This is a genomic window from Massilia sp. CFBP9012 (genome assembly GCF_034045115.1).
Classification (GTDB): Bacteria; Pseudomonadota; Gammaproteobacteria; order Burkholderiales; family Burkholderiaceae_D; genus Telluria.
Genome location: NZ_JAXCWM010000021.1, coordinates 12,535 through 34,539, shown reverse-complemented (window position 1 = coordinate 34,539; position 22,005 = coordinate 12,535). Strand labels below are relative to the sequence as shown.

The following is a 22,005-nucleotide window of genomic DNA, read 5'->3' as shown; positions in this document are numbered from 1 at the left end:
GGAACACGGCGTCGAGGCCGGTTTGAACGAAAGATCGGCGTGCCGGCGGCATCCCTATTTTCTTCCGTTGTGCGCCGATAGTGCACGAACTGCTCAACACGCGGCGCACGCGAATCGTGCATGTCATAGAGCCGAGCGCAGCCATTTTCGCCTTGGCGCAGGCAGAAAGCGCGCATGCGTTACACTTGCCGGTCGGGTCTGAATGACCCGCACTATTGAATATTGTCTGATGTACCTGTTGGAGAAAACCATGCTCGACGAACGCCTACGCAAGCTGCTGCGAAACATGCCCAAGGCAGAACTGCACATCCACATCGAGGGCTCGCTCGAACCGGAACTGATTTTTGAGCTTGCGCAAAGAAACGGCGTCGACCTCGCTTACAGCTCGGTCGAAGCGTTGCGTGAGGCCTACGCTTTCACCGATCTCCAATCCTTCCTCGACATTTATTATGCCGGCGCCAGCGTGCTGATGAAGGAACAAGACTTCTACGACATGACTGCAGCCTATCTGGCGCGCGCCCATGCCGACAATGTCCGCCACGCCGAGATCTTCTTCGATCCGCAAACCCATACCGCGCGCGGCGTGCCGTTCGAGACCGCCATCAACGGCATCTGGCGCGCCTGCCAGGACGCGCCGCTCAGTGCCAGCCTGATCATGTGCTTCCTGCGCCACCTGTCCGAAGACGAGGCGCTCGCCACGCTCGAAGAATCGCTGCCGTTCCGCGACAAGTTCATTGGCGTCGGCCTCGATTCGTCCGAGGTCGGCCACCCGCCCGAGAAATTCGCGCGCGTGTTCGAGCGCGCCCGTGCGCTCGGCCTGCGCCTGGTCGCGCATGCGGGCGAGGAGGGCCCGCCGGCCTATATCGAAAGCGCGCTCGACGTGCTCAAGGTCGAACGCATCGACCACGGCGTGCGCAGCCTGGAAAGCCCGGCCCTGGTCGAGCGCCTGGCGCGCGAGCAGATGGCCCTCACCGTGTGCCCGCTGTCGAACATCAAGCTGCGCGTGTTCGACGTAATGGGCTCGCACAATCTGCGCACGCTGCTCGACGCGAACCTGGCGGTGACCGTCAACTCGGACGATCCGGCCTATTTCGGCGGCTACGTCAACGAGAACTACTTCGCCGCCTTCGACGCGCTGCCGCTGGATGAACGCCATGCGCGCCAGCTGGCGAAGAACAGCTTCCAGGCCGCCTTCGTCGACCCGGAGCGCAAGCGCGCCTTCCTCGCCGAAGTCGACGACTTCTTCGCCAACGCCTGACCTTTCAGAACGGAGCGGATCCATGTTCGTCCAGGCTCTTCGCATGACGGCGCGCGACTGGCGCGCCGGTGAGCTGCGCTTCCTGCTGGTGGCGCTGATCGTCGCGGTCGCGGCGTTGAGTTCGGTCGGCTTCTTCATCGACCGCATGCGGGCCGGCATGGACCGCGACGCCCACCAGCTGCTCGGCGCCGACCTGCTGGTCAATACCGACGACCCGGTGCGCCAGGAATGGCGCGACGAAGCCCTGAAACGGGGCCTGCTGCTGGCCGACACCGTCACCTTCCCGAGCATGGCGCAAGCTGGCGAGGGCGACGACTCGCTGGCCCAGCTGTCGTCGATCAAGGCGGTATCGCAAGGCTATCCGCTGCGCGGCCAGGTCAGCATCACGACCGATCCCGTCGCCGCTGGCGGCGCGCAGGGCACGCCCACGCGCGAGGTGCCGGCGCGCGGCACGGTCTGGGTCGATCCTGGCCTCTTGCCGCAGCTGCGCACCGAGGTCGGCGCCACGCTCACCCTGGGCAACAGCCAGTTCCGCATCGCCCAGCTGATCGCCACCGAACCCGATAAGGGCGCCTCGTTCGCCAACTTCGCGCCGCGCGTGATGCTGGCGCTGGAAGACCTGCAGGCCACCGGCCTGGTCGACGACTTCGCGCGCGTGAGTTTCCGCCTGATGGTCGCATCGAAAGACGCGAACGACATGGCCGCGGTGCGCGACTACGAACAGTGGATACGCGCCCAGATCCGCGATAACAATATCAAGGGCGTGCGCATCGAGACGCTGGAAAACGGCCGCCCCGAGATGCGCGCGACGCTCGATCGCGCCGGCCTGTTCCTGTCGCTGGTGGGCTTGCTGTCGGCGATGCTGGCGGCGGTCGCGGTGGCGATGGCGGCGCGCCGCTTCATGGGCCGCCACCTGGACGCCTGCGCCATGCTGCGCTGCCTGGGCCTGACCCAGAACCAGGTCACCGTGCTGTACCTGCTCGAATTCGGCTTCATCGGCCTGCTTGGCAGCGCGATCGGGGTGCTGGTCGGCTTCGGCGCCCACTTCGTGCTGCTCGAGATGATCGCCTCGCTGATCAACACCGACTTGCCGCCGGTGTCGATGCTGCCCGCGCTGCAGGGCGTGGCCACCGGCATGCTGCTGCTGGTCGGCTTCGCGCTGCCGCCGATTCTCCAGTTGCGCAACGTGCCGCACAACCGGGTGATCCGGCGCGAGCAGGGCGCGCCGCAACCGGCCGCGCTGGCGACCTATGGCCTGGGCATCGGCGTGTTCTTCCTGCTGCTCCTGTGGCAGGCGGGCGACCCGACCCTGGCCCTGATCACCGCCGGCGGCTTCCTGGGCGGCTTCGCCTTCTTCGCCCTGGTGGCCTGGCTTGGCCTGCAAGGGCTGCGCCGGATGCGCGGCGCGTTCCAGCACCAGGCCTGGCGCTTCGCCGTCAACTCGCTGCAGCGCCGGCCCGGCGCCACCGTGGTGCAGGTGGTGTCGCTGGCGCTGGGCCTGATGGCGCTGCTCTTGCTGACCGTGGTGCGCGGCGACCTGATGTCGGCCTGGCAGCTGGCCACGCCGGCCGATGCGCCGAACCGCTTCGTGATCAACATCCTGCCCGAGCAAAAGCAGGGCGTCGAAGGCCAGCTGATTGCGGCCGGCGTCAAGGAACCGGTGCTGTACCCGATGATCCGCGGCCGCCTGACGGCCATCAACGGCGACGCGATCACGCGCGACACCTTTGCGGATGGCGAGGCGCGGCGCCTGGCCAACCGCGAATTCAACCTGTCGACCACGGATGTGCTGCCGCAGGCGAACGAGGTGGTGCAGGGCGAGTGGTTCAAGGATGCACCCGGCGTGGCCGAGGCCTCGGTCGAGCAGAGCATCATGGAGCGCCTGGGCCTGAAGCTCGGCGACAGCATGCGCTTCGACATGGCGGGCCTGCCGGTCGAGGCGAAGATCACCAGCGTGCGCAAGCTCGAATGGGGCTCGATGCGCGCCAACTTCTTCGTCATCATCAATCCGGCGGCGATGATGGACGCGCCGACCACTTATATGACGGCCTTCCACGTGCCGCCCGAGGGCGCGAACCTGGGCAATGCGCTGACCCGCAACCATCCCAACCTGACGGTGATCGACGTCTCGGGCATCATCCGTCAGCTGCAGGACGTGCTGGACCAGGTGGTGACGGCGGTCGAGTTCCTGTTCCTGTTCACGCTCGCTTCCGGCGTGCTGGTGCTGTATGCGGCGCTGATGGGATCGCAGTCCGAGCGCACGCGCGAGGCCGGCCTGCTGCGCGCGCTGGGCGCCACGCGCCAGCAACTGGCGCAGTCTCAGCGCATCGAGTTCGTGCTGGTGGGCGGCCTGGCCGGCCTGCTGGCGGCGAGCGGCGCGGCGGCGCTGGGCTGGGCTTTGGCCACCTACCAGTTCAAGTTCCCGTGGGTGTTCGAGCCGGGCGTATGGATCGCGGGCCTGTTCGTCGGCGCGCTGTGCGCGATCGTGGGCGGCTGGCTGGGTCTGCGCGGGGTGCTGCGGCAGCCGCCGTTGCAGACCTTACGCGAAGCGTAATCGCGAAGAGCAAGTGCGACGACGGCACGGCCGCGGACACGGTCCGTGGCCGTGCGCTATCATGGCGGGATGTCCGAACACAATACCGAAACACAGACCGACGTGCAGGCCGAACCCCAGACCCTGTACGAGATGATGGGCGGCGGCGAGCGCTTGCGGGCGCTGGTCGACCGCTTCTATGACCTGATGCAGCTCGAGCCCGATTTCGCCGGCATCCACGCCATGCATCCGGTGCCCAACGACAGCTCGCGGGAGAAGACCTTCATGTTCCTGTCCGGCTGGATGGGCGGCCCCGACCTGTACATCGAACGCTACGGCCACCCGCGCCTGCGCGCGCGCCACCTGCCGTTCGCGATCGGCAGCGCGGAACGCGACCAGTGGCTGCGCTGCATGGCCTGGGCCATGGAAGACCTGGGCTACGACGACGCGCTGCGCGTGCGCATGATGAATTCCTTCTTCCAGACCGCGGACTGGATGCGCAATAAACCTGACTGAAATGCGCCGATTGATCATATGACCGTTGCCGAAATCCTCATCCTGGTCGGCCTCGTCGTCGTGGCCGGCCTGCTGGTCGCCGTGCTGATGCTGCTACTGCGCATGCGCGGCAATGGCGACGGCAACCACGTCGAACGCCTTGAGCGCGAACTGCGCCAGGAGCTGCAGTCGAGCGCCCAGTCGACGCGCCAGGAACTGTCCTCTCATCTGGCGCAATATCACAATGCCACCGTCCAGCAACTGGACAGCATGCGCCAGCAGATGCAGCTGCATTCGAGCAGCGGGCGCGAGGAGCAGGCGCGCGCACTGAAGCGCTTCGCCGACACCCTGCAGCAGACACTGGGCAATCTCACCGAATCGAACGCCCAGCGCATGCTCGAGGTGCGCACCACGCTGGAAACAAAGATCCGCGACCTGCAAAACGATAACGCCAAACGCCTCGAAGAGATGCGCCAGACAGTCGACGAAAAACTGCATGCCACGCTGGAGACGCGCTTGAGTGAATCGTTCCGCCAGGTGTCGGAGCGGCTGGAAAAAGTACACCAGGGCCTGGGCGAGATGCAGCAGCTGGCGATCGGCGTGGGCGACCTGAAGCGCGTGCTCACCAACGTCAAGAGCCGCGGCACCTGGGGCGAGGTGCAATTGGAAATGCTGCTGGAGCAGGTGCTCACTGTCGAACAGTACGCCAAGAACGTCGAGACGGTGGCCGGTTCGAACGCGCGGGTCGAGTTCGCGATCAAGCTGCCCGGCGCGGGCGATGGCGGCAAGCCGGTATGGCTGCCGATCGACGCCAAGTTCCCCAAGGAGCAGTACGAACGCCTGCTGGCGGCAGCCGACGTCGCCGATGCCGATGGCGTGACGCGCGCCGGCGCCGAGCTGGAACGGGCGGTGCGGGGCGAAGCGCGCACCATTTGCGACAAATACGTGTCGCCGCCACAGACGACCGACTTCGCCATCCTGTTCCTGCCCACCGAGGGCCTGTACGCCGAGGTGATGCGCCGTCCCGGCCTGGCCGACGACCTGCAGCGCACCTTGCGGGTGACGATCGCGGGGCCATCGACCCTGGCCGCGCTGTTGAACAGCTTGCAGATGGGCTTTCGCACGCTGGCGCTCGAGAAGCGTTCTTCCGAGGTGTGGCAGGTGCTGGGCGCGGTCAAGACCGAGTTCACCAAATTCGGCGACGTGCTGGCCACCACCAAGCTGACCCTGGAGAAGGCCGCCAAGAACATCGAAAACGCCGAGGTGCGCAGCCGTCAGATGGCGCGCAAGCTCAAGTCGGTCGAGGCGTTGCCGAGCGAGGCGGCGCAGTTGATGCTGGGGCCGGATGGCCTTGAGCGGGACGACTGACGTTCGGTTGGTCTGGCGTTCTCAATGGGAGGCGCCGAGCATGTTGGTGCGTAGCTTTTTGGTGAGCGATCCCACCTTGTCCGCGATGCGCTGCGCCATCACGCGTTCGCCAGGCGCCAGCAGGGGAAGCACGTCTGCGGTTGCGAGGGGGAGGCCGGCCAGGATGTCGGTTGCCGTGTCGTCCGCGAGCTTGCGAAGATAGGACGGTTTTATCCCAAGCTGGTCGGCCAGCGCCAGCACATGATCGGTCCCCAGTTTGCCGGGATTGCTCTCCCCGCCAATCTTGAAAGCGAAGTCGGAACCGAGGCCGCTGTACACCCGCGTCGCCATCAGGTCATAGAACGGCGCGAGCCGCATGCCTTTTCCACTGGCGATCATCGACAGGTTTTTCGCGTGCGAATCGTTGTTTCCGGTGTAGAGATTGAAGAAAAGCCAGCGCAGGAGGTTGCGGCGATCAGGCGCTGGATGGACCGATTCTCCCAGCAGGTCGAAACAATCCTTGAAACCGGGGCCGCCATCATGTTCGTACTTGATCGTCGATGGGACGCCGAGCAACTGGCAAAAATCGGCTTGCCAGATTCGGCGCAACTGGCCATTCTCGAGAGGCATCCGATCGTATCGGGCGACGAGGCAGGACCGCGTCACGGGTTCGTAGGACACAGCGGCAACGGGCAAGCCGCACCTGTGCGCCAGCGTCATCATGATGGTCTCGTTCGCAGCCGATGCGAACACACGGATATCGGTCCTGACGATATCCGGCTTGAGGATGTGCGTCGAGGGCGAGCTGCCCATGGGGCGGCGCGGTGTTCCGTCGGCTGCGATGTAGAGCAGCAGCTTGTGCTGTGCTCCCGATATCGACATGCGCGGCTTGGGCAGCCCGCGCGCTTCGCGTTCGATAGCCGCCAGTTCTTTTACCTGCTTGCCGTCGTTATGTACGAGGGCGTTGACCTGCTGCCAGGTCAGTGTCTGGTAGACCGGCTCCTGTGCTTGCTCGCCTTCGGGTAGCAAGACGACCGAGCCTGCACTTTCCCCCCCGACTAGTGCAAGCAGCCCATACACGCTCGAGACGTGTTCGCGCACGGTGATGAGCTTGCGTTGGTCACCTTCCGGAAGCAGGTTTTCAAAAAAAGCAGTGATATAGCGGGACTGGCGACATTCCGCCTGCAATGGGATGCCCGCGTGGAGCGGTGAGGCGTGGGGATGTTCCAGCCATGCCTGGCAGTAAGCGAAGCTGAGTGGGTCGCCCGGGTACAGGGTACCTATCTGTCCGTCCGGGCCGAATACGGAGAGCGTTGAGGGCAGTGCTGACTTGGCCACGGTTAGCGCTTCCGGATGATGAGTTCGAGGCCCAGCAAGTTGAGGACGTCGATCACCTTCTGTGCCTGGACCGTTTCCTTGCCGTGTTCGAGGTCGATGATGAACCTGTTACCAAGTCCCGCCAGGCCCGACACGTCTTCTTGCGTCATTTTCTGGGCCTTGCGTGTTTGCCGGATCAGTTTCCCAAGTTCGCGTACCGACGTAATGGAGACTTCATCAGCGGTATTGGGAGGCGTCTCCATACCTTTTCCTTTCAACCCGATCGGTAAGATTTGAAGTAATTATGCCTGAAAAATTGGGCGAAAATCACCGATCGGTAAGGATTGCTATGATGTTGAGCAAAAACCGTCCAGGAAATACCGATCGGTAAGATTTTCTTGCTGATTTAGAACAGACCTTCGAACGGCAGAATATCCACCATCTCCCCCGCCGCGACATTGCCTCGCCCATCATGCAGCACCACCATGCAATTGGCCTCCGACATCGAGCGCAGGATGCCCGAACCCTGCGATCCGGTGATGCGCACCTCCGGCTCCCCATCAGCCCCGCGTGCCACGATGCCGCGCTGGTACTCGGTGCGCCCCGGCTTCTTGCGGATCGCCTCGGTCGAGCGTGCGCGCAGCAGTGGCAGCGGCGCCTCGGCCCCCATCATGCGCAGCAGTGCCTCGCGCGCGAAGAAGTAGAACGACACCATCACCGCCACCGGATTGCCCGGCAGCCCGAACAGGAAGGCGCTGCGGCCGTTGGACGATACCCGGCCGAAGGCCAGCGGCCGGCCCGGACGCATGCCGATCTTCCAGAACGTCACGTCGCCCAGTTGGGCCATCACTTGCTTCGTGTAGTCGGCCGCGCCGACCGAGACGCCGCCCGAGGTGATGATGGCGTCGGCGTTCTCGCAGGCGGTGCGCAGCGCTTCTTCCAGGGCCTCGGGCCTGTCGCGCACCACGCCCATGTCGATGATGTCGCAGCCCAGGCGGACCAGCATGCCGTAGATCGTGTAGCGGTTGCTGTCATACACGCAGCCCTCGTCGAGCGTTTCGCCGATCGAGCGCAATTCATCGCCGGTCGAGAAGAAGGCAACCCGCAGGCGGCGCTGCACGGGAATCTCGGCGAAGCCGAGCGAGGCGCACAGGCCCAGGTCGGCCGGACGAATGACGCGGCCGGCCTTCAGGGCCGGGCTGCCGGCCTGCAGGTCTTCGCCCGCAAGGCGGCGGTTGTCCCCTGGACGGATGGCGCCGGCGCGCACGGTGACGACATCGTCGGTCGCGCGCTCGGCAAATTCCTGCGGCAGCACGCTGTCGCAACCGGCCGGCATCACGCCGCCGGTCATGATGCGCACGCATTCGCCAGGCCCTGGCTTGATGTCGAGCGGCTTGCCGGCGTAGGCGATGCCGACCACCCTCAGCGTGACCGTTCCTTGGGCCGGCAGGTCGCGGCCGCGCAGCGCGTAGCCGTCCATGGCCGAGTTGTCGTGCGCCGGCACGTTGATCGGTGAGACCAGGTCGCGCGCCAGCACGCGGCCGAGCGCAGTGCGCAGCGCGACCATCTCGACCGCGCGTACGGGCTGCACGAAGTCGCGGATGATGCGCTGGGCATCCTGCACGCGCAGGGCGTCCGGATCGTAGCCGTTGATGCAGCTCGCTACCTGGGCCAGGCTGGCGGGGAAGGGCGGAGAAGCGTCGTCCAGCCCGCGCAGCTCGTCCAGGGTATTGATGTTGCGGAAGGCGTCGGCGTCGTCGAAGACCACTTCGACCGTCTTCAGGTCGCGGTGCCAGCCGTCGACGCGGCGGCCGCCTTCGGCCAGGTAGGCCGATAGCTGCGGCAGCCGGTCCACGCGCACCAGGCAGAACACGGGATGCGGCTGCGCGCGCTTGCCGGCTTCCTGCGTTGCGGCGTAGGCGACGTCGGCATCGGCTTCTTTCAGCGCGGCGAACAGGCGGGATGCCAGATCGGCCGGCAGGAAGGGCGAGTCGCAGGGGACGGCCAGCAGATAAGGCGTGGCGCAATGGCGCAGGCCGGCTTCGAGACCGGCGAGCGGCCCCGGGTAGGGTTCCACTCCGTCGGCTATCTCATCCGGCAACACCATCGCGTCGAACCCGCGATAGGTGTCGAGATTGCGGTTGGCGCTGATCGCCACCGGCCCGACCTGTGGCCGCAGGCGCGCCAGGACGTGCTCGACCATGGTGCTCGAGCGGAAGGGCTGCAAGCCCTTGTCGACATTGCCCATGCGCGAGCCGCGACCGCCCGCCAATACCAGTCCGCTGATCATCCCTTGTTCCATTATCCACCTATATAGGACATTTCAACCTTGCGCGCCCCGTCGCGCTGTCCGATGCCGGTCTGGGCCGTACGTGTCTCGGAATAGCGGTCGGCCCGTCCGCGCCACAGCTGGGCGATGGCGCCCGACAGTTCGAGGTCGCTGCGATCGGCGCGCAGCAGCGCGCGCAGGTCGTGGCCGCGGGTGGCGAACAGGCAGGTGTAGAGCTTGCCCTCGGTCGAGAGGCGCAGGCGCGAACAGTCGCCGCAGAAGGCCTGGGTGACGCTCGAGATAACGCCGATCTCGCCGCTGCCATCCGTGTAGCGCCAGCGCGAGGCGGTCTCGCCGCTGTAGTTGGCCGCGACCGGTGCCAGAGGCAGCTCGGCCGAGATGCGCCGCACCACTTCGTGCGACGGTACGACGTCGCGCATATTCCAGCCGTTCGAGGCGCCGACGTCCATGAATTCGATGAAGCGCAGGATGGTCGGCGAGCCCTTGAAGTGGCGCGCCATGGGCAGGATCTGGTCGTCGTTGGTGCCGCCCTTGACCACCATATTGACCTTGACCGGCCCCAGGCCGGCTGCGTGGGCGGCATCGATGCCGTTCAGTACGTCGGCGACGGCGAAGTCGACGTCGTTCATGCTGCGGAACACCGTGTCGTCCATCGCGTCGAGCGAGACCGTGACGCGGTCCAGGCCGGCGTCTTTCAGGGCCTGGGCCTTGCGCGCCAGGATCGAGCCATTGGTGGTGAGCGTGAGGTCGAGCGGACGGCCGCTGGGTGTCGGCAGCGCGCGCAGCATCGCGACCAGGCGCTCGAGGTTCTTGCGCAACAGCGGCTCGCCACCGGTCAGGCGCAGCTTCTCGACGCCATGCGCGATGAACAGCCGCGCCACGCGCGTGATTTCCTCGAACGACAGCAGGTCGCCGTGCGGCAAGTACTGGTAATCCTTGTCGAACACTTCCTTTGGCATGCAGTACACGCAGCGGAAGTTGCAGCGGTCGGTGACCGAGATGCGCAGGTCGTGCAGGGGCCGGCCGAGCGCATCGCTCAACAGGCCGGTCGGGGCCTCAGGCACGGCCGGGACCTGCAGCGCGGACGAGCGCAGGTCATTGATCAGAATGATTTTTTCAGCCATTTCAGTACGATAGCACGGTGCTGATGAAGCTGCCCGTACCAGTTGGGAATGAACGCCGTGACTTAAAGCAGTTCATGTAAAGCATGATGATTGTTGGCTAAGGCAAAAAAGTGCCGCCCTCAAAACGTCGTTCCCGCGAAGGCGGGAACCCAAGTACTGTGAGCGTTATCGCAACGCTTGCAAACTTAGGTTCCCGCCTGCGCGGGAAGTCGGTGTCGCCAGTGGCGGCGACGACGGCGGGTGTAGCTGACTAGCGGATTACTGGCGCGTCGTATCGACCTGCACCAGCGGCTCGTCGACCGGCGCGACCACTGCCTTGCGGGCACGGCCCAGGCGAACCGGGGCTGCCACTGCGGCTTCCTGGGCGGCGCGCAGTTTTTCAGGGTCGGTCGCTGCCAGTTGCAGGCCGGCCTGGGCCAGCACCTCGTCCAGCTTGGCCGGTGCTTCGGCTGCAGGTGCCGGTGCTTCCACCGGTGCCGCAGGCGCCGCGGTCAGGGCTGCGCCTGGCGCCGGTGCGCTGGCTGCCGGGGCGGCAACTGGCGTCGGAGCGACGGTGATGGCTGGTGCGGCGGCCGGAGCCGTCTCGACCGCCGATGCGGCGACCGGTGCAGCCACTGGCGCGGTTTCAACCACGGGAGCAGGAGCAGGAGCCGCCTGCGCCACTGGCGCCTGTTCGACCTGAGCCGGGGCAGGTGCCGGCGCTGCTGCCTCTTCGGTCGAGGCACGTGCCGCAGCCACCGACGCCGCCGTCGGGAACATATTCTGCTGAGCAGCAACCGAAGCTGCAGTCGGGAACATATTCTGCTCGGCAGCGACTGGCGCCGGTGCGACCGGAGCAGCAGGCGCTGGCGCTGGCGCTGGCGCGGCAGCCTTCTCGGCCTCCGCTTTCTCAGCCGCCACCGACGCCGCGGTCGGGAACGGCCATGCATCCTGGGCAGTAGCGCGCGCCGGCTTGGCCTTCGCGGCCTTGGCGGCAGCGGCAACCTTGGCCGCTTCTTCATCGGCTACCGGGGTGAATGCCGGCGCTTCGTCCGAACCTTCCAGCGCCTCGCTGCCCTCGACCTGGTCACGGTCGCGGCGATTACGGTTGCGGCCACCACGGCGGCGGCGGCGGCGTGGCTCGTCGCCGTCGCCTTCGCCGTCGAGTTCTTCGCCATCCGGGCCGATCGTCGTCACCGACTTCACGACCTGCTGCACGATTTCCTGGCTGCCTTCCGGACCGGTCGTGCTCACCGCGACGACCTCGGTGGAGACGACCTGGCTCACGCTCACTTCATCGAGCTTGGCTTCGATGGCCTGGGTGGTGCGTTCGGTACGCTCGGTACGCTCGCGCGGCTGGCGTGGCTGGCGCTCCTTGCGCTCAGGACGCTCGGTGCTTTCGACACGCGGTGCGCCTTCGACCAGCTCGCGCGGCTCACGCGGCTCGCGTGGCTTGCGCTCGCGTGGCTGACGTGGCTGGCGGCCTTCGCGGGTCTCTTCGCCCGGTGCGCCCTTGGTAACTTCCTCGCCCGGCGCGCCCTTGGCGACGGTGGTGGCAACCGCGTCGCGCTCTTCGCGCTCACGGCCCGGCTTGGCGCCGCGTTCGCCATTGCGGCCGCCGTTGCGGCCACCCTTGCTGCGGTTGTTGCGCTCGCCGCGCTCGGCTGGCGCAGGCGCGGCCGGCTTCTCGGCCACGGCTGGCGCCGGAGCCGGTTCTTCAGGTTTGCCGAAGAAGAAGTCGCGCAGGCGGCCAAAGAAACTCTTCTCGGCTGGCGCAGGAGCAGGAGCGGCGGCCGGAGCGGCGGCGGCTTTCGCCGGCTTGGCCGCTTCGCTGCGGTCGACCACCGGAGCCGGCTGGGCCGGGGTGATGGTCTTGACCACGGCTTCCTGGCGCGGCTTGGCTTCTTCTTTCTGGCGCTTGGCGTAGGCCATGTCGGTGTCGGCGGTCTCGGCCATTGCATAGCTGGCGTGCGCGTCTTCCAGGCGCGGATCGTCGTGCTTGATGCGCTCGAGCTTGTAGTGCGGGGTGTCCAGATGCTTGTTCGGGATCAGGATCACGGTGATGCGGTGGCGGTTCTCGATCTTGAGCACTTCGCCGCGCTTTTCGTTGAGCAGGAAGGCGGCGACGTCGACCGGCACTTGCACGTGGATCGCGGCCGAATTCTCTTTCATGGCCTCTTCCTGGATGATACGCAGGACTTGCAGGGCCGACGATTCGGTATCACGGATGTGGCCGGTGCCCGAGCAGCGCGGGCAGGTCACGTGCGAGCCTTCCGACAGCGAAGGACGCAGGCGCTGGCGCGAAAGCTCCATTAAGCCAAACCGCGAGATCTTGCCCATCTGGACGCGGGCGCGGTCGTGGTGCAGGGCGTCCTTGAGACGCTGCTCGACTTCGCGCTGGTTCTTGGCCACTTCCATGTCGATGAAGTCGATCACGATCAGGCCGCCCAGGTCGCGCAGGCGCAGCTGGCGGGCGACTTCGTCGGCCGCTTCGCAGTTGGTGTTGAAGGCGGTGGTTTCGATGTCCGAGCCGCGGGTGGCGCGCGCCGAGTTGACGTCGATGGAGACCAGGGCTTCGGTGTGGTCGATCACGATCGCGCCGCCCGATGGCAGCGGCACGGTGCGCGCGTAGGCGGTCTCGATCTGGTGTTCGATCTGGAAACGCGAGAACAGCGGCACGTCGTCGCTGTAGCGTTTTACGCGATGCGCCATGTCGGGCATCACGTGGCTCATGAACTGCTGGGCCTGTTCGTAGATCTCGTCGGTGTCGATCAGGACTTCACCGATGTCTGGCTGGAAGTAATCGCGGATGGCGCGGATGACCAGCGACGATTCCTGATAGATCAGGAAAGCGCCGGCGGCCGACTTGCCGGCGCCTTCGATCGCGCGCCACAGCTGCATCAGGTAGTTCAAGTCCCACTGCAGCTCTTCGACGTTGCGGCCGATGCCGGCCGTGCGGGCGATCACCGACATGCCTTGCGGCAGGTCGAGCTTGTCCATGGTCTCGCGCAGTTCCTGGCGCTCTTCGCCTTCGACGCGGCGCGACACGCCGCCACCGCGCGGGTTGTTCGGCATCAAGACCAGATAGCGGCCGGCCAGCGAGATGAACGAAGTCAGGGCGGCGCCCTTGTTACCGCGTTCTTCTTTCTCGACCTGGACCATGATTTCCTGGCCTTCGCGCAACGCTTCCTTGATGGTGCAGTTGCGAACGTCGACGCCCTCGCGGAAATACGTGCGGGCGACTTCTTTGAAGGGGAGGAATCCGTGGCGGTCTTCGCCGTAGGAGACGAAGCAGGCTTCGAGGGAGGGTTCGATGCGGGTGATGACACCCTTGTAGATATTGGACTTGCGCTGTTCGCGACCGGCAGTCTCGATATCAATGTCGATCAGTTTTTGACCGTCGACGATCGCTACGCGCAGCTCTTCTTGCTGCGTAGCGTTAAACAACATGCGTTTCATTTTTATAAACTCCGCGACCCGTGGGCCGTGTGATGGCCGCCCTCGCGGGCGGCGCAGCTACAGGGATGTATGCGGGGAAGGGAGCTCAGGAGGGGGAATGCCCGTAGCGTGCGATACAGCGAGAAAAACCGCTGCCGCAACCGGCGCTGTGGGGCCGAACGTCATTGTCTACGCACGCCGCAACCTCAGCCGGCCGATTGCCACCACGTTGGGGTTGGCACAGCAGCGAGCGAAGGGGGCGTGCTAACAGCCTGCCGGATCGATGCCAGCAACCGTCCAGGACCTGGAGGCGAAAAGACAGCCTTGCTCAAGTCATGAGGATGGTTCTGCATCGAGCCCGGCGAAAAACGACAAGCGTTATCGACACCATCACCCGGCAAGCAAGATCTGCTTGCCGGTACTTATCCTTAAGAATCCTGACAATCCAATCCTGCATCCTTGCGCGCAACCCGATTACAACTGCAGGTGCAACCCTGATCGGCGCAAGGATGTGCGTACACATTTCTTTCCATCGAATTTGCAATGAGCAGGGCCGATGGAGCGCGCCCCTGTGTAAAATATCGTTTTAATTCTTACACCAGCAGAGGTTTGACCGCCGCCTGTCGATTATATATTCAAAATGAAGGACTTACAGAGAATTTCTGGGAAGACAGAGCGAATGGCGACCCAAAACGATGTTGTTTCCCCTTCATCACAACAGGCTCTGCAGGCGCAGTTCGTGACAATCGGCGAAGAAGACGCCGGACAGCGTATTGATAACTACCTGTTGCGTGTCTGTAAAGGTGTACCGAAGAGTCATATTTACCGCATCCTCCGTTCGGGTGAGGTACGTGTCAACAAGGGCCGCATCGACCAGCTGTACCGCCTGATCGAGGGCGATATCGTGCGCATCCCGCCGATCCGCATCGCCGAAAAAGCCAATAACGATACCGTGCCGGGAACCGAATTCCCCATCGTGTTCGAAGACACGCATTTACTCGTCATTAACAAGCCGGCCGGCGTGGCCGTGCATGGCGGCTCCGGCGTGTCCTACGGCGTGATCGAGCAATTGCGTGCGGCGCGGCCGGACGCCAAGTTCCTGGAACTGGTGCACCGGCTCGACCGCGAAACCTCGGGCCTGCTCCTGATCGGCAAGAAGCGCAGCGCGCTGACCAATCTGCACGACCAGATGCGCGACGGCACGACCGACAAGCGTTATTTTGCCGCCGTGAAGGGCGACTGGCAGAACAAGCGCCAGCACGTCAAATTGCCGCTGCATAAATACACGACGGCCGATGGCGAGAAGCGGGTCGTGGTCCAGGCCGGCGGCCAGGAAGCGCACACCATTTTCAATCTATTGAAAAAATGGCAGGATTTCGCCTTGCTCGAAGCCGAGCTCAAGACGGGCCGCACGCACCAGATCCGGGTTCACCTGGCCTCCTCCGGCTTCCCGATCCTGGGCGACGAGAAGTATGGCGACTTTGCATTTAATAAACAGTTGCACAAGGCGGGCCAGGGACGCGGGGCGCTCAAGCGCATGTTCCTGCACGCGCACCAGATCACGTTTACGCACCCGGACAGCGGCGAGCGGATGACCCTGCGCGCGCCGATGCCGGAAGAGTGCGAGCGGTTCTTGGTAAGCTTGGGAGCACACAGTGCGTGATATAAGTTTGCGCACGATCAAAAAACTACGGAGACAGGCGCCCTGGGCCGCCGCTAACTAATGGCAAGAAAACAATTTGACCTGATCGTGTTCGACTGGGACGGCACGCTGATGGACAGCACGGCGGCCATCGTCAAGTGCATCCAGGCGGCGGCGCGCGACCTTGCCCTGCCGGTCCCGAGCGACACGTCGGCTGCCCACGTCATCGGACTCGGCCTGGCCGAGGCGATGCAGGCGGTGATGCCCGACATCCAGCCGGCCATGTATCCGCGCATGGTCGAGCGCTACCGCTATCACTTCCTCACCAAGGACCACGAACTGGTGTTGTTCAAGGGCGTTCGTGAGATGTTGGCCGATCTTAATAATGAGGGATACTTCCTGGCCGTGGCCACCGGCAAAAGCCGGGTAGGCCTCAACCGTGCCCTGAACGCCACCGGCCTGCTGTCGATCTTCGACGCTACCCGTTGCGCGGATGAGACATTCTCGAAGCCCCATCCCGCCATGCTGCAAGAACTGACCCGCGAGCTGGGCCAGGACCTGCGCCGCACCGTGATGATCGGCGACACCACCCACGATCTCCTGATGGCCAACAATGCCGGCGCGTCCGGTATCGCCGTCGAGTTCGGCGCACACCCGGTAGCCCAGCTGCAAGCCTGCCACCCGCTGTTCTCGGCGCGCTCGATTCCCGAGCTGCATGCCTGGCTGCTCGAGCATGCCTGAACCCGGGAGCGGGCAGATGGCGCAAGATGAACGCCTGTTCGTGTGCGATGCCGATGGTTTGCTCGACGCTGGCCGCGGCGTGCGCTTTGCGCTGCTGGCCTGGGGACAGCCGGCCACCGGTTTCGTGATCCGCCACGGCGGCCAGGTGTATGGCTACCTGAACCGCTGCGCCCATGTTCCGATCGAGCTCGACTGGCGGGAAGGGGAGTTCTTCGAGTCCGGCGGCCAGTACCTGATGTGCGCCACCCACGGTGCGGTGTACGAGCCCGGCAGCGGCAAGTGCGCTGGCGGTCCGTGCCGTGGCGGGCGCCTGCATCCGATCGCCGTACACGAAGGCGCGGGCAAGATATACTGGCTGCCCGACGAGCGGTTCCGCGCACCTGCGCAGGGATAGCGCTCGCCGTCGACCCATCCGACTTTATGAGTGACCAAACGAGCCATGACCACCCCGGCGACAGCCGGCTCGCATCGAATCCGACGATAGGCAACTGGGAGCGCGAAACGCTCGAGAAACTGGTGTTCGCCACCGTTCAGGAGCGGCGCCGCGCCCGGCGCTGGAGCATTTTCTTCAAACTGAGCTTCCTCGGCGTCGCCCTGCTGGCGCTGTGGGCATACTACGACTTCAATTTCGGCAGCGGCGACGTCGAAAACCTGGGCCGCCACACGGCCCTGATCGAAATCAACGGCGAGATCGAAGCCGAAGGCAGCGGTGCGGCCGATACGGTGATCCCCTCGCTGAACAAGGCGTTTTCCGACCCCGGCTCGGCGGCGGTGGTGCTGCGCATCGACAGCCCCGGCGGCAGCCCGGTGCAGGCCGGCATCATCGTCGACGAGATCCAGCGCCTCAAGCGCGGCTACCCCGATAAACCGCTGTACGTGGTGGTGGACGAGATCTGCGCCTCGGGCGGCTACTACATCGCGTCGGCGGCCGACCGCATCTACGTCAACAAGGCCTCGATCGTCGGTTCGGTCGGCGTGCTGATGGACAGCTTCGGCTTCACCGGCACCATGGACAAGCTCGGCATCGAGCGGCGTTTGATGACGGCCGGCGAGAACAAGGGTTTCATGGATCCGTTCAGCCCGCAGTCCGCGAAGCACCGCGAACACGCCCAGGAGATGCTCAACGAGATTCACGAGCAGTTCATCGCGGTGGTGCGCGCCGGGCGCGGCAAGCGCCTGAAGGAAACCCCGGAAACCTTCTCCGGCCTGTACTGGACCGGCGCCAAGGCGGTGGACATGGGCCTGGCCGACGCCTTCGGCACCGTCGACACGGTAGCGCGCGACATCGTCAAGGCCGAGGACATCGTCGACTACACGGCGCACGAAGGCTTGCCAGAAAGGGTGCTCAAGAAATTTGGCGCCGCGGTCGGCGAAAGCGCGGTCAAGGCGGCCTATCATGGCGCCGTGCCGAAATTGCGCTGAACATTTTGTACTTGAATACAGACGGCTAGCGTCTATAGTGGAACGGTAGCGCGAGCATCAAGGGTCAAGAGGCAAATGCTTCGGTCGGCCCGGACGGCAACACGCTATCCACCGCACGCGGTGCGGTTTTCGAGAGAATTCAATTCCTCATGGTAGTACATCCCTGGGAGGCTTGCCGCATGGCCTGCCTGCCGCAGGAACGGAAACGACGGCCTTGGCCGTCGTTTCCTTTTGTACTTCAGCGGTACGGCGCCTGCGCTCTTCCAGTTTTCCGTCGGCCTGTTTTCCGGTCTCATCGGATGCCTCCGGCGTCCTGCCGGGAGGCGTGCCGGTTCAGGTACAAGTGCCGCACTGCCGGGCATCGCCGTCGCGATCCGAACGGCAGGGTGACTGCGAATTCTGCTGCGTAGGGTATCGGTTGTTTTGTTGTGAGACCTGCAATCCAGCTTGTGGCAAGCTTGCCTGTGGCAGATGCCACATCGCCGGCTTTCGCAAGGGTATCAGCTCTTCGTGCTGGGCAAAGCCGCCACGGTCGAGCCAAGCCTGGTACTCGCGCACGGTGCGGGCATACCAGGCGGCGCGCAACGGTGGATGGCCGCCGTGCAGGTGGGGGAGACCGCCGCCGCGCCAGCGCGCCATGGCGAGTCGGGTGGGGAAAAGCGCCGCCTGGTCCTTGGCGAGCCGTTGGCGCGCACAATGGGACTCTTGGGCGGAAAGCTTTCCATTTGCGGTGTCGAGATCGTCGTTCACGTTCATTCCTATCCTCTGGCTATGGCCTCCCCATGACAGGGACGCCTTAGGTGCCGTTAGGCGGATTCCTAACGTGTTGAAGTCTATCAATGCGAATTTCGAAAGGCTTGACGCTGCTCAAATGAACGAACGCATGCACTACGGGTTGGAGGTAACGCTACCAAATTTACCCGATAACGCTAACAGGTATGCCTGGCAACGCTCCCCAAGGGGCCTGCGCATCTGGTAAAGTCTCGGCCCATGAGTAAATTGTCCCTAGACCGTATCCTGCAATCGCAGGGATTCGGCACCCGCAAATATTGCCGCGCACTGATCGAGGATGGCGACGTCGCCGTCAACGGCGAGACCGTCGACAGCTACAAGGCCACCTTCGACACCGATGGCCTGGTCCTGACCGTGTTCGACGAAGAATGGGCGTATCGCGAGCACGCCTACATCGCGCTGTACAAGCCGGCCAACTTCGAATGCTCGCGCAAGCCGAGCCACCATCCGGGCGTGCTGACCTTGCTGCCGGAACAGTTCACCTGGCGCGATGTGCAGCCGGTCGGCCGCCTCGACCACGACACCACGGGCATGCTCCTGATGTCGGACGACGGCCCATTCATCCACGCCCAGTCCTCGCCCAAGCGTCACGTGCCCAAGGTCTACCAGGCCACAACCGCCGAGCCGGTGACTGCCGAGCTGGTCGCCCACATGCTGGCCGGCGTGCAGCTGAACGACGAGCCGGCGCCCCTGAAGGCGGTGTCCTGTGTCCAGCGCGGCGAACATACCCTCGAGATCGTCCTGGAACAGGGCAAATACCACCAGGTCAAACGGATGCTGGCCGCCGCCGGCAACCATTGCAGCGCGCTGCACCGCTCGCAGATCGGTGGCCTGACCCTGGAATCGCTCGGCCTCGAAGAAGGCGAATGGTGCTTCCTGGACCAGGCTCAGCTCGACCTGCTGGTGCCTGCCTGAACGAGGCGGAGCCCAAGGGCGTAGAAGTCGCCGCATGCCTGAGTGCAATACGTGCGACATCGATAAGAAATATCCGCGACACTTACGCGCGATGGCAACTGAACATCAGTTGCTGCGCGAACGTTTTGATATAGAACAATAAATATGCACGCTTATCGCCCGAGACTTCCCCATACCATCGCCCTGATCCCGCTCCTGCTGGCCTTGCCGGCATTGGCCCAGACCGCGCCGCAAACCCTGGCCGAATGCGCCGCCATCGCCGACGGCAGCGGCCGCCTGGCCTGCTTCGACGGCGTCGTCGCCAGCCAGGCGGTGTCCGCCGCCGGCACCGGTCCGGCCACCGCGGCCGTGACCACGCCCACCACCCCGGCCGCCGTGCCGCCGGTGCCGACCACGGCGCCGATAGCCGAGGGCGCTTTCGATGCGCCGCGCACCAGCGCGCTGGACCGCACCGCCTCGGTCGACCCGGTAGTGCAGGCCGCGGCCCAGTACACGCTGAGCAGCCACTGGGAGCTCGACTCGCGCGACAAGCGCGGCGTGTTCAAGTTCCGTCCGCACCACCCGAGCTATCTGATCGCGACCCGGACCCACCGTCCGAACGAAGAGCCTTACCGCGATTTTTGGGAGGCAGACCCGGATGCCGAAGGTTTGTCGAAGGCCGAGCTCGAGTTCCAGCTCAGCTTCAAGATGAAGCTGGTCGAGACGCTGTTCGAATTGCCGGTCGACGTCTGGTTCGGCTACACCCAGAACAGCTTCTGGCAGGCCGCCAACCACGAGGCGTCCAGCCCCTTCCGCGAGACCAATTACCAGCCCGAGGTCATGGTCGTCACGCCGCTCGACTACGCGCTGGCCGGCGTCAATGTGCGTTTCCTGAACCTGGGCTTCGTGCACCAGTCGAATGGGCAGTCTTCGACCCTGTCGCGCAGCTGGAACCGCTTCTACGCCCAGGTCGGCCTGGAGCGCGGTCCGCTGAGCATGACTGTCAAGGCCTGGAAGCGGGTCAATGAATCGGCCGAAGACGATAACAACCCGGACATCACCGACTACATGGGCCGCTTCGAAGTGGCTGGCAACTATCGCCTGAACGGCGGGCATGAGCTGTCGGCCCTGGTGCGGCGCAACTTCAGCACCGACAAGGGCGCGGTCCAGGTCGGCTGGGCCTTCCCGCTGGCCGGCCCGGTCAAGGGTTATATCAATGCCTTCGCCGGCTACGGACAGAGCATGATCGACTATAACTATTTCCAGCGCAGCGTCGGCGCCGGTGTCATCGTTAAATATTGATCTGTAGAATGGCGGGCTCGATTCCCGGAGTCCGCCCATGAAACTCGCCACCCTCCACGACGGCACCCGCGACGGCCAGCTGGCCGTGGTGTCGCGTGACCTCAAGACCGCCCACGTCGCTGACGGCATCGCGCCCAGCCTGCGTGCCGCCCTCGACGACTGGGCCTTCATTGCGCCCCAGCTCGACGCCCTCTATCGCCAACTGAACGAGGGCAAGGCGCGCCGCCCCTTCGACTTCGACCCGGGCCGCTGCATGGCCCCGTTGCCGCGCGCGAGCGGGCGCGTGTGCGGCGCCGCTTACCTGCATCACCACGAACTGGAACGCCGTGCCTCTGGCGCTGAACTGCCGGCGGCCTGGCGCGACGCGCCGCAGCTGGCCTGGGCGGCGAGCGACGGCTTCCTTGGTCCGCGGCAAGACCTGGTGCTGGCCCGCGAGGAGTGGGGCATCGATTTCGGCGCCGAACTGGCGGCCGTGAGCGGCGATGTGCCGCAGGGTGCAACGCCGGACGAAGCGAACGGCCAGATCCGCCTGCTGTTGCTGGCCAATGACGTGACCTTGCAGAACCTGGTGGCGGATGAGCGGGCCGCCGGCCTGGGCCTGCTGCATGCGAAGCCGGCAACGGCGTTCGCGCCGGTGGCCGTGACGCCGGACGAACTGGGCGAGGCCTGGCGCGGCGGCAAGGCCGCGCTGCCGCTGCGGGTGATGTGGAACAGCAACCCGGTCGGCACCCTCGAGGCGGGCGAAGACCTGGCCTTCAATTTCCCGCAATTGCTGGCGGCGCTGGCCGGCAGCCGCAAGGTTGCGGCGGGCACGGTCGTCGGCACAGGCGTCGTGGCGAACCGCGCGACGCGTCGCCACACGCCGGGTTACGCCAGCATCGCCACCCAGCGCTGGCAGGAAACGATCGATGGGGGCGAAGCGGTCACCCAGTACCTGCGGTTTGGCGACACGGTGCGCATCGAGATGCTCGATGAGAATGGCAAATCCTTGTTTGGGGCGATCGAACAGGTGCTCAAGCATCCGGATTCGGCCTGAAACACCTGCACGTCGCGCGCGGCCACACGTCGCCCCCGCGGCCGCACGTCGCCCCCGCGGCCGCACGTCGCCCCCGCGGCTGCATGTCGCCCCCGCGGCCACACGTCGCCCCCGCGGAGGCGGGGGCCTAAGCTTGCATGCGGCGCGGTAGCGCGGGCAGCAATTGGGTCCCCGCCTTCGCGCACTAGCGTCCGGAATATTTATACTCAAATTAAGCATCGTCATCCCCGCGGAGGCGGGGATCCAAGTGAAATCACAGCATGTTCATGCTCTTGCGTGACCCGAACGTTCATCGGAGGTCGATTTTAGGCCACTGGCCGTGCACACTTGGGTTCCCGCCTGCGCGGGAACGACGTGGTTTCTCCTATGAAGCGGACACTTTCAAGCGCCCGAAA

General features: G+C 65.0%; 17 protein-coding genes. 11 read left to right on the top strand and 6 right to left on the bottom strand.

Features of this window, described 5'->3' with window-relative positions; all coding sequences use genetic code 11:
• The first annotated feature begins 250 nt into the window (after positions 1-250).
• The 4 genes from SOM61_RS25155 to SOM61_RS25140 all read left to right on the top strand — a co-directional run bounded on the left by SOM61_RS25155 (position 251) and on the right by SOM61_RS25140 (position 5,654).
• Positions 251-1,258, top strand: coding sequence for an adenosine deaminase (locus tag SOM61_RS25155; RefSeq protein WP_320476615.1), 1,008 nt, complete (start codon positions 251-253; stop codon positions 1,256-1,258).
• A 22-nt stretch (positions 1,259-1,280) separates the two neighbouring features.
• Positions 1,281-3,812 carry an ABC transporter permease gene (locus tag SOM61_RS25150; protein WP_320476614.1) on the top strand — a complete coding sequence of 844 codons (2,532 nt, stop codon included), beginning with the start codon at positions 1,281-1,283 and terminating at the stop codon, positions 3,810-3,812.
• 69 nt (positions 3,813-3,881) lie between these two features.
• Positions 3,882-4,307, top strand: a complete 426-nt coding sequence (locus tag SOM61_RS25145; protein ID WP_320476641.1) for a group II truncated hemoglobin — start codon at positions 3,882-3,884, stop codon at positions 4,305-4,307.
• A gap of 18 nt (positions 4,308-4,325) precedes the next feature.
• Entirely contained in the window at positions 4,326-5,654 is a 1,329-nt protein-coding gene (locus tag SOM61_RS25140; protein ID WP_320476613.1) for a DNA recombination protein RmuC, read from the top strand.
• A 21-nt stretch (positions 5,655-5,675) separates the two neighbouring features.
• Here the strand turns inward: SOM61_RS25140 and SOM61_RS25135 are convergent, their stop codons facing one another.
• The 5 genes from SOM61_RS25135 to SOM61_RS25115 all read right to left on the bottom strand — a co-directional run bounded on the left by SOM61_RS25135 (position 5,676) and on the right by SOM61_RS25115 (position 13,802).
• Complete coding sequence (locus SOM61_RS25135; protein WP_320476612.1) at positions 5,676-6,971, bottom strand: type II toxin-antitoxin system HipA family toxin; 1,296 nt, start codon at positions 6,969-6,971, stop codon at positions 5,676-5,678.
• Positions 6,972-6,973: 2 nt separating this feature from the next.
• Positions 6,974-7,213, bottom strand: coding sequence for a type II toxin-antitoxin system Y4mF family antitoxin (locus SOM61_RS25130; RefSeq protein ID WP_320476611.1), 240 nt, complete (start codon positions 7,211-7,213; stop codon positions 6,974-6,976).
• A 143-nt stretch (positions 7,214-7,356) separates the two neighbouring features.
• Complete coding sequence (moeA, locus tag SOM61_RS25125) at positions 7,357-9,240, bottom strand: molybdopterin molybdotransferase MoeA (protein WP_320476610.1); 1,884 nt, start codon at positions 9,238-9,240, stop codon at positions 7,357-7,359.
• Between the two features lie 11 nt (positions 9,241-9,251).
• Positions 9,252-10,364, bottom strand: a complete 1,113-nt coding sequence (gene moaA, locus SOM61_RS25120; protein ID WP_320476609.1) for a GTP 3',8-cyclase MoaA — start codon at positions 10,362-10,364, stop codon at positions 9,252-9,254.
• A gap of 258 nt (positions 10,365-10,622) precedes the next feature.
• Positions 10,623-13,802 carry an Rne/Rng family ribonuclease gene (locus SOM61_RS25115; RefSeq protein ID WP_320476608.1) on the bottom strand — a complete coding sequence of 1,060 codons (3,180 nt, stop codon included), beginning with the start codon at positions 13,800-13,802 and terminating at the stop codon, positions 10,623-10,625.
• Positions 13,803-14,460: 658 nt separating this feature from the next.
• Between SOM61_RS25115 and SOM61_RS25110 the strand changes: the two genes are divergently transcribed.
• From SOM61_RS25110 to SOM61_RS25095, 4 genes are read left to right on the top strand one after another with little or no spacing between them, the layout of a single operon-like run.
• Complete coding sequence (locus SOM61_RS25110) at positions 14,461-15,444, top strand: RluA family pseudouridine synthase (RefSeq protein ID WP_320476640.1); 984 nt, start codon at positions 14,461-14,463, stop codon at positions 15,442-15,444.
• 60 nt (positions 15,445-15,504) lie between these two features.
• Complete coding sequence (locus SOM61_RS25105) at positions 15,505-16,164, top strand: HAD-IIIA family hydrolase (RefSeq protein WP_320476607.1); 660 nt, start codon at positions 15,505-15,507, stop codon at positions 16,162-16,164.
• Between the two features lie 16 nt (positions 16,165-16,180).
• A complete protein-coding gene (locus SOM61_RS25100; RefSeq protein WP_320476606.1) occupies positions 16,181-16,558 on the top strand; it encodes a Rieske (2Fe-2S) protein in 378 nt (125 codons plus the stop codon).
• 26 nt (positions 16,559-16,584) lie between these two features.
• Entirely contained in the window at positions 16,585-17,586 is a 1,002-nt protein-coding gene (locus tag SOM61_RS25095; RefSeq protein ID WP_320476605.1) for a S49 family peptidase, read from the top strand.
• A gap of 333 nt (positions 17,587-17,919) precedes the next feature.
• Here SOM61_RS25095 and SOM61_RS25090 read toward each other — a convergent pair whose 3' ends face one another.
• Positions 17,920-18,342 (bottom strand): hypothetical protein, encoded by a 423-nt coding sequence (locus SOM61_RS25090; protein WP_320476604.1) that lies wholly within the window; start codon positions 18,340-18,342, stop codon positions 17,920-17,922.
• Between the two features lie 234 nt (positions 18,343-18,576).
• Here SOM61_RS25090 and SOM61_RS25085 point away from each other — a divergent pair, with 234 nt between their 5' ends.
• From SOM61_RS25085 to SOM61_RS25075, 3 genes are all read left to right on the top strand, one after another.
• The gene (locus SOM61_RS25085; RefSeq protein ID WP_320476603.1) at positions 18,577-19,293 is read left to right on the top strand and encodes a pseudouridine synthase; all 717 of its coding nucleotides are present in this window, start codon (positions 18,577-18,579) and stop codon (positions 19,291-19,293) included.
• A 144-nt stretch (positions 19,294-19,437) separates the two neighbouring features.
• A complete protein-coding gene (locus SOM61_RS25080; protein ID WP_320476602.1) occupies positions 19,438-20,574 on the top strand; it encodes a phospholipase A in 1,137 nt (378 codons plus the stop codon).
• Positions 20,575-20,611: 37 nt separating this feature from the next.
• Positions 20,612-21,610: a fumarylacetoacetate hydrolase family protein gene (locus tag SOM61_RS25075; RefSeq protein WP_320476601.1), complete on the top strand. Its 999-nt coding sequence runs from the start codon at positions 20,612-20,614 to the stop codon at positions 21,608-21,610.
• Positions 21,611-22,005 lie beyond the last annotated feature (395 nt).

Bases quoted from the DNA above. Each gene is read 5' to 3' on its own strand.
- SOM61_RS25155 (WP_320476615.1), top strand. From the start codon at position 251: ATGCTCGACGAACGCCTACGCAAGCTGCTGCGAAACATGCCCAAGGCA.
- SOM61_RS25150 (WP_320476614.1), top strand. From the start codon at position 1,281: ATGTTCGTCCAGGCTCTTCGCATGACGGCGCGCGACTGGCGCGCCGGT.
- SOM61_RS25145 (WP_320476641.1), top strand. From the start codon at position 3,882: ATGTCCGAACACAATACCGAAACACAGACCGACGTGCAGGCCGAACCC.
- SOM61_RS25140 (WP_320476613.1), top strand. From the start codon at position 4,326: ATGACCGTTGCCGAAATCCTCATCCTGGTCGGCCTCGTCGTCGTGGCC.
- SOM61_RS25130 (WP_320476611.1), bottom strand. From the start codon at position 7,213: ATGGAGACGCCTCCCAATACCGCTGATGAAGTCTCCATTACGTCGGTA.
- moeA (WP_320476610.1), bottom strand. From the start codon at position 9,240: ATGATCAGCGGACTGGTATTGGCGGGCGGTCGCGGCTCGCGCATGGGC.
- moaA (WP_320476609.1), bottom strand. From the start codon at position 10,364: ATGGCTGAAAAAATCATTCTGATCAATGACCTGCGCTCGTCCGCGCTG.
- SOM61_RS25115 (WP_320476608.1), bottom strand. From the start codon at position 13,802: ATGAAACGCATGTTGTTTAACGCTACGCAGCAAGAAGAGCTGCGCGTA.
- SOM61_RS25110 (WP_320476640.1), top strand. From the start codon at position 14,461: ATGGCGACCCAAAACGATGTTGTTTCCCCTTCATCACAACAGGCTCTG.
- SOM61_RS25105 (WP_320476607.1), top strand. From the start codon at position 15,505: ATGGCAAGAAAACAATTTGACCTGATCGTGTTCGACTGGGACGGCACG.
- SOM61_RS25100 (WP_320476606.1), top strand. From the start codon at position 16,181: ATGGCGCAAGATGAACGCCTGTTCGTGTGCGATGCCGATGGTTTGCTC.
- SOM61_RS25095 (WP_320476605.1), top strand. From the start codon at position 16,585: ATGAGTGACCAAACGAGCCATGACCACCCCGGCGACAGCCGGCTCGCA.
- SOM61_RS25090 (WP_320476604.1), bottom strand. From the start codon at position 18,342: ATGAACGTGAACGACGATCTCGACACCGCAAATGGAAAGCTTTCCGCC.
- SOM61_RS25085 (WP_320476603.1), top strand. From the start codon at position 18,577: ATGAGTAAATTGTCCCTAGACCGTATCCTGCAATCGCAGGGATTCGGC.
- SOM61_RS25080 (WP_320476602.1), top strand. From the start codon at position 19,438: ATGCACGCTTATCGCCCGAGACTTCCCCATACCATCGCCCTGATCCCG.
- SOM61_RS25075 (WP_320476601.1), top strand. From the start codon at position 20,612: ATGAAACTCGCCACCCTCCACGACGGCACCCGCGACGGCCAGCTGGCC.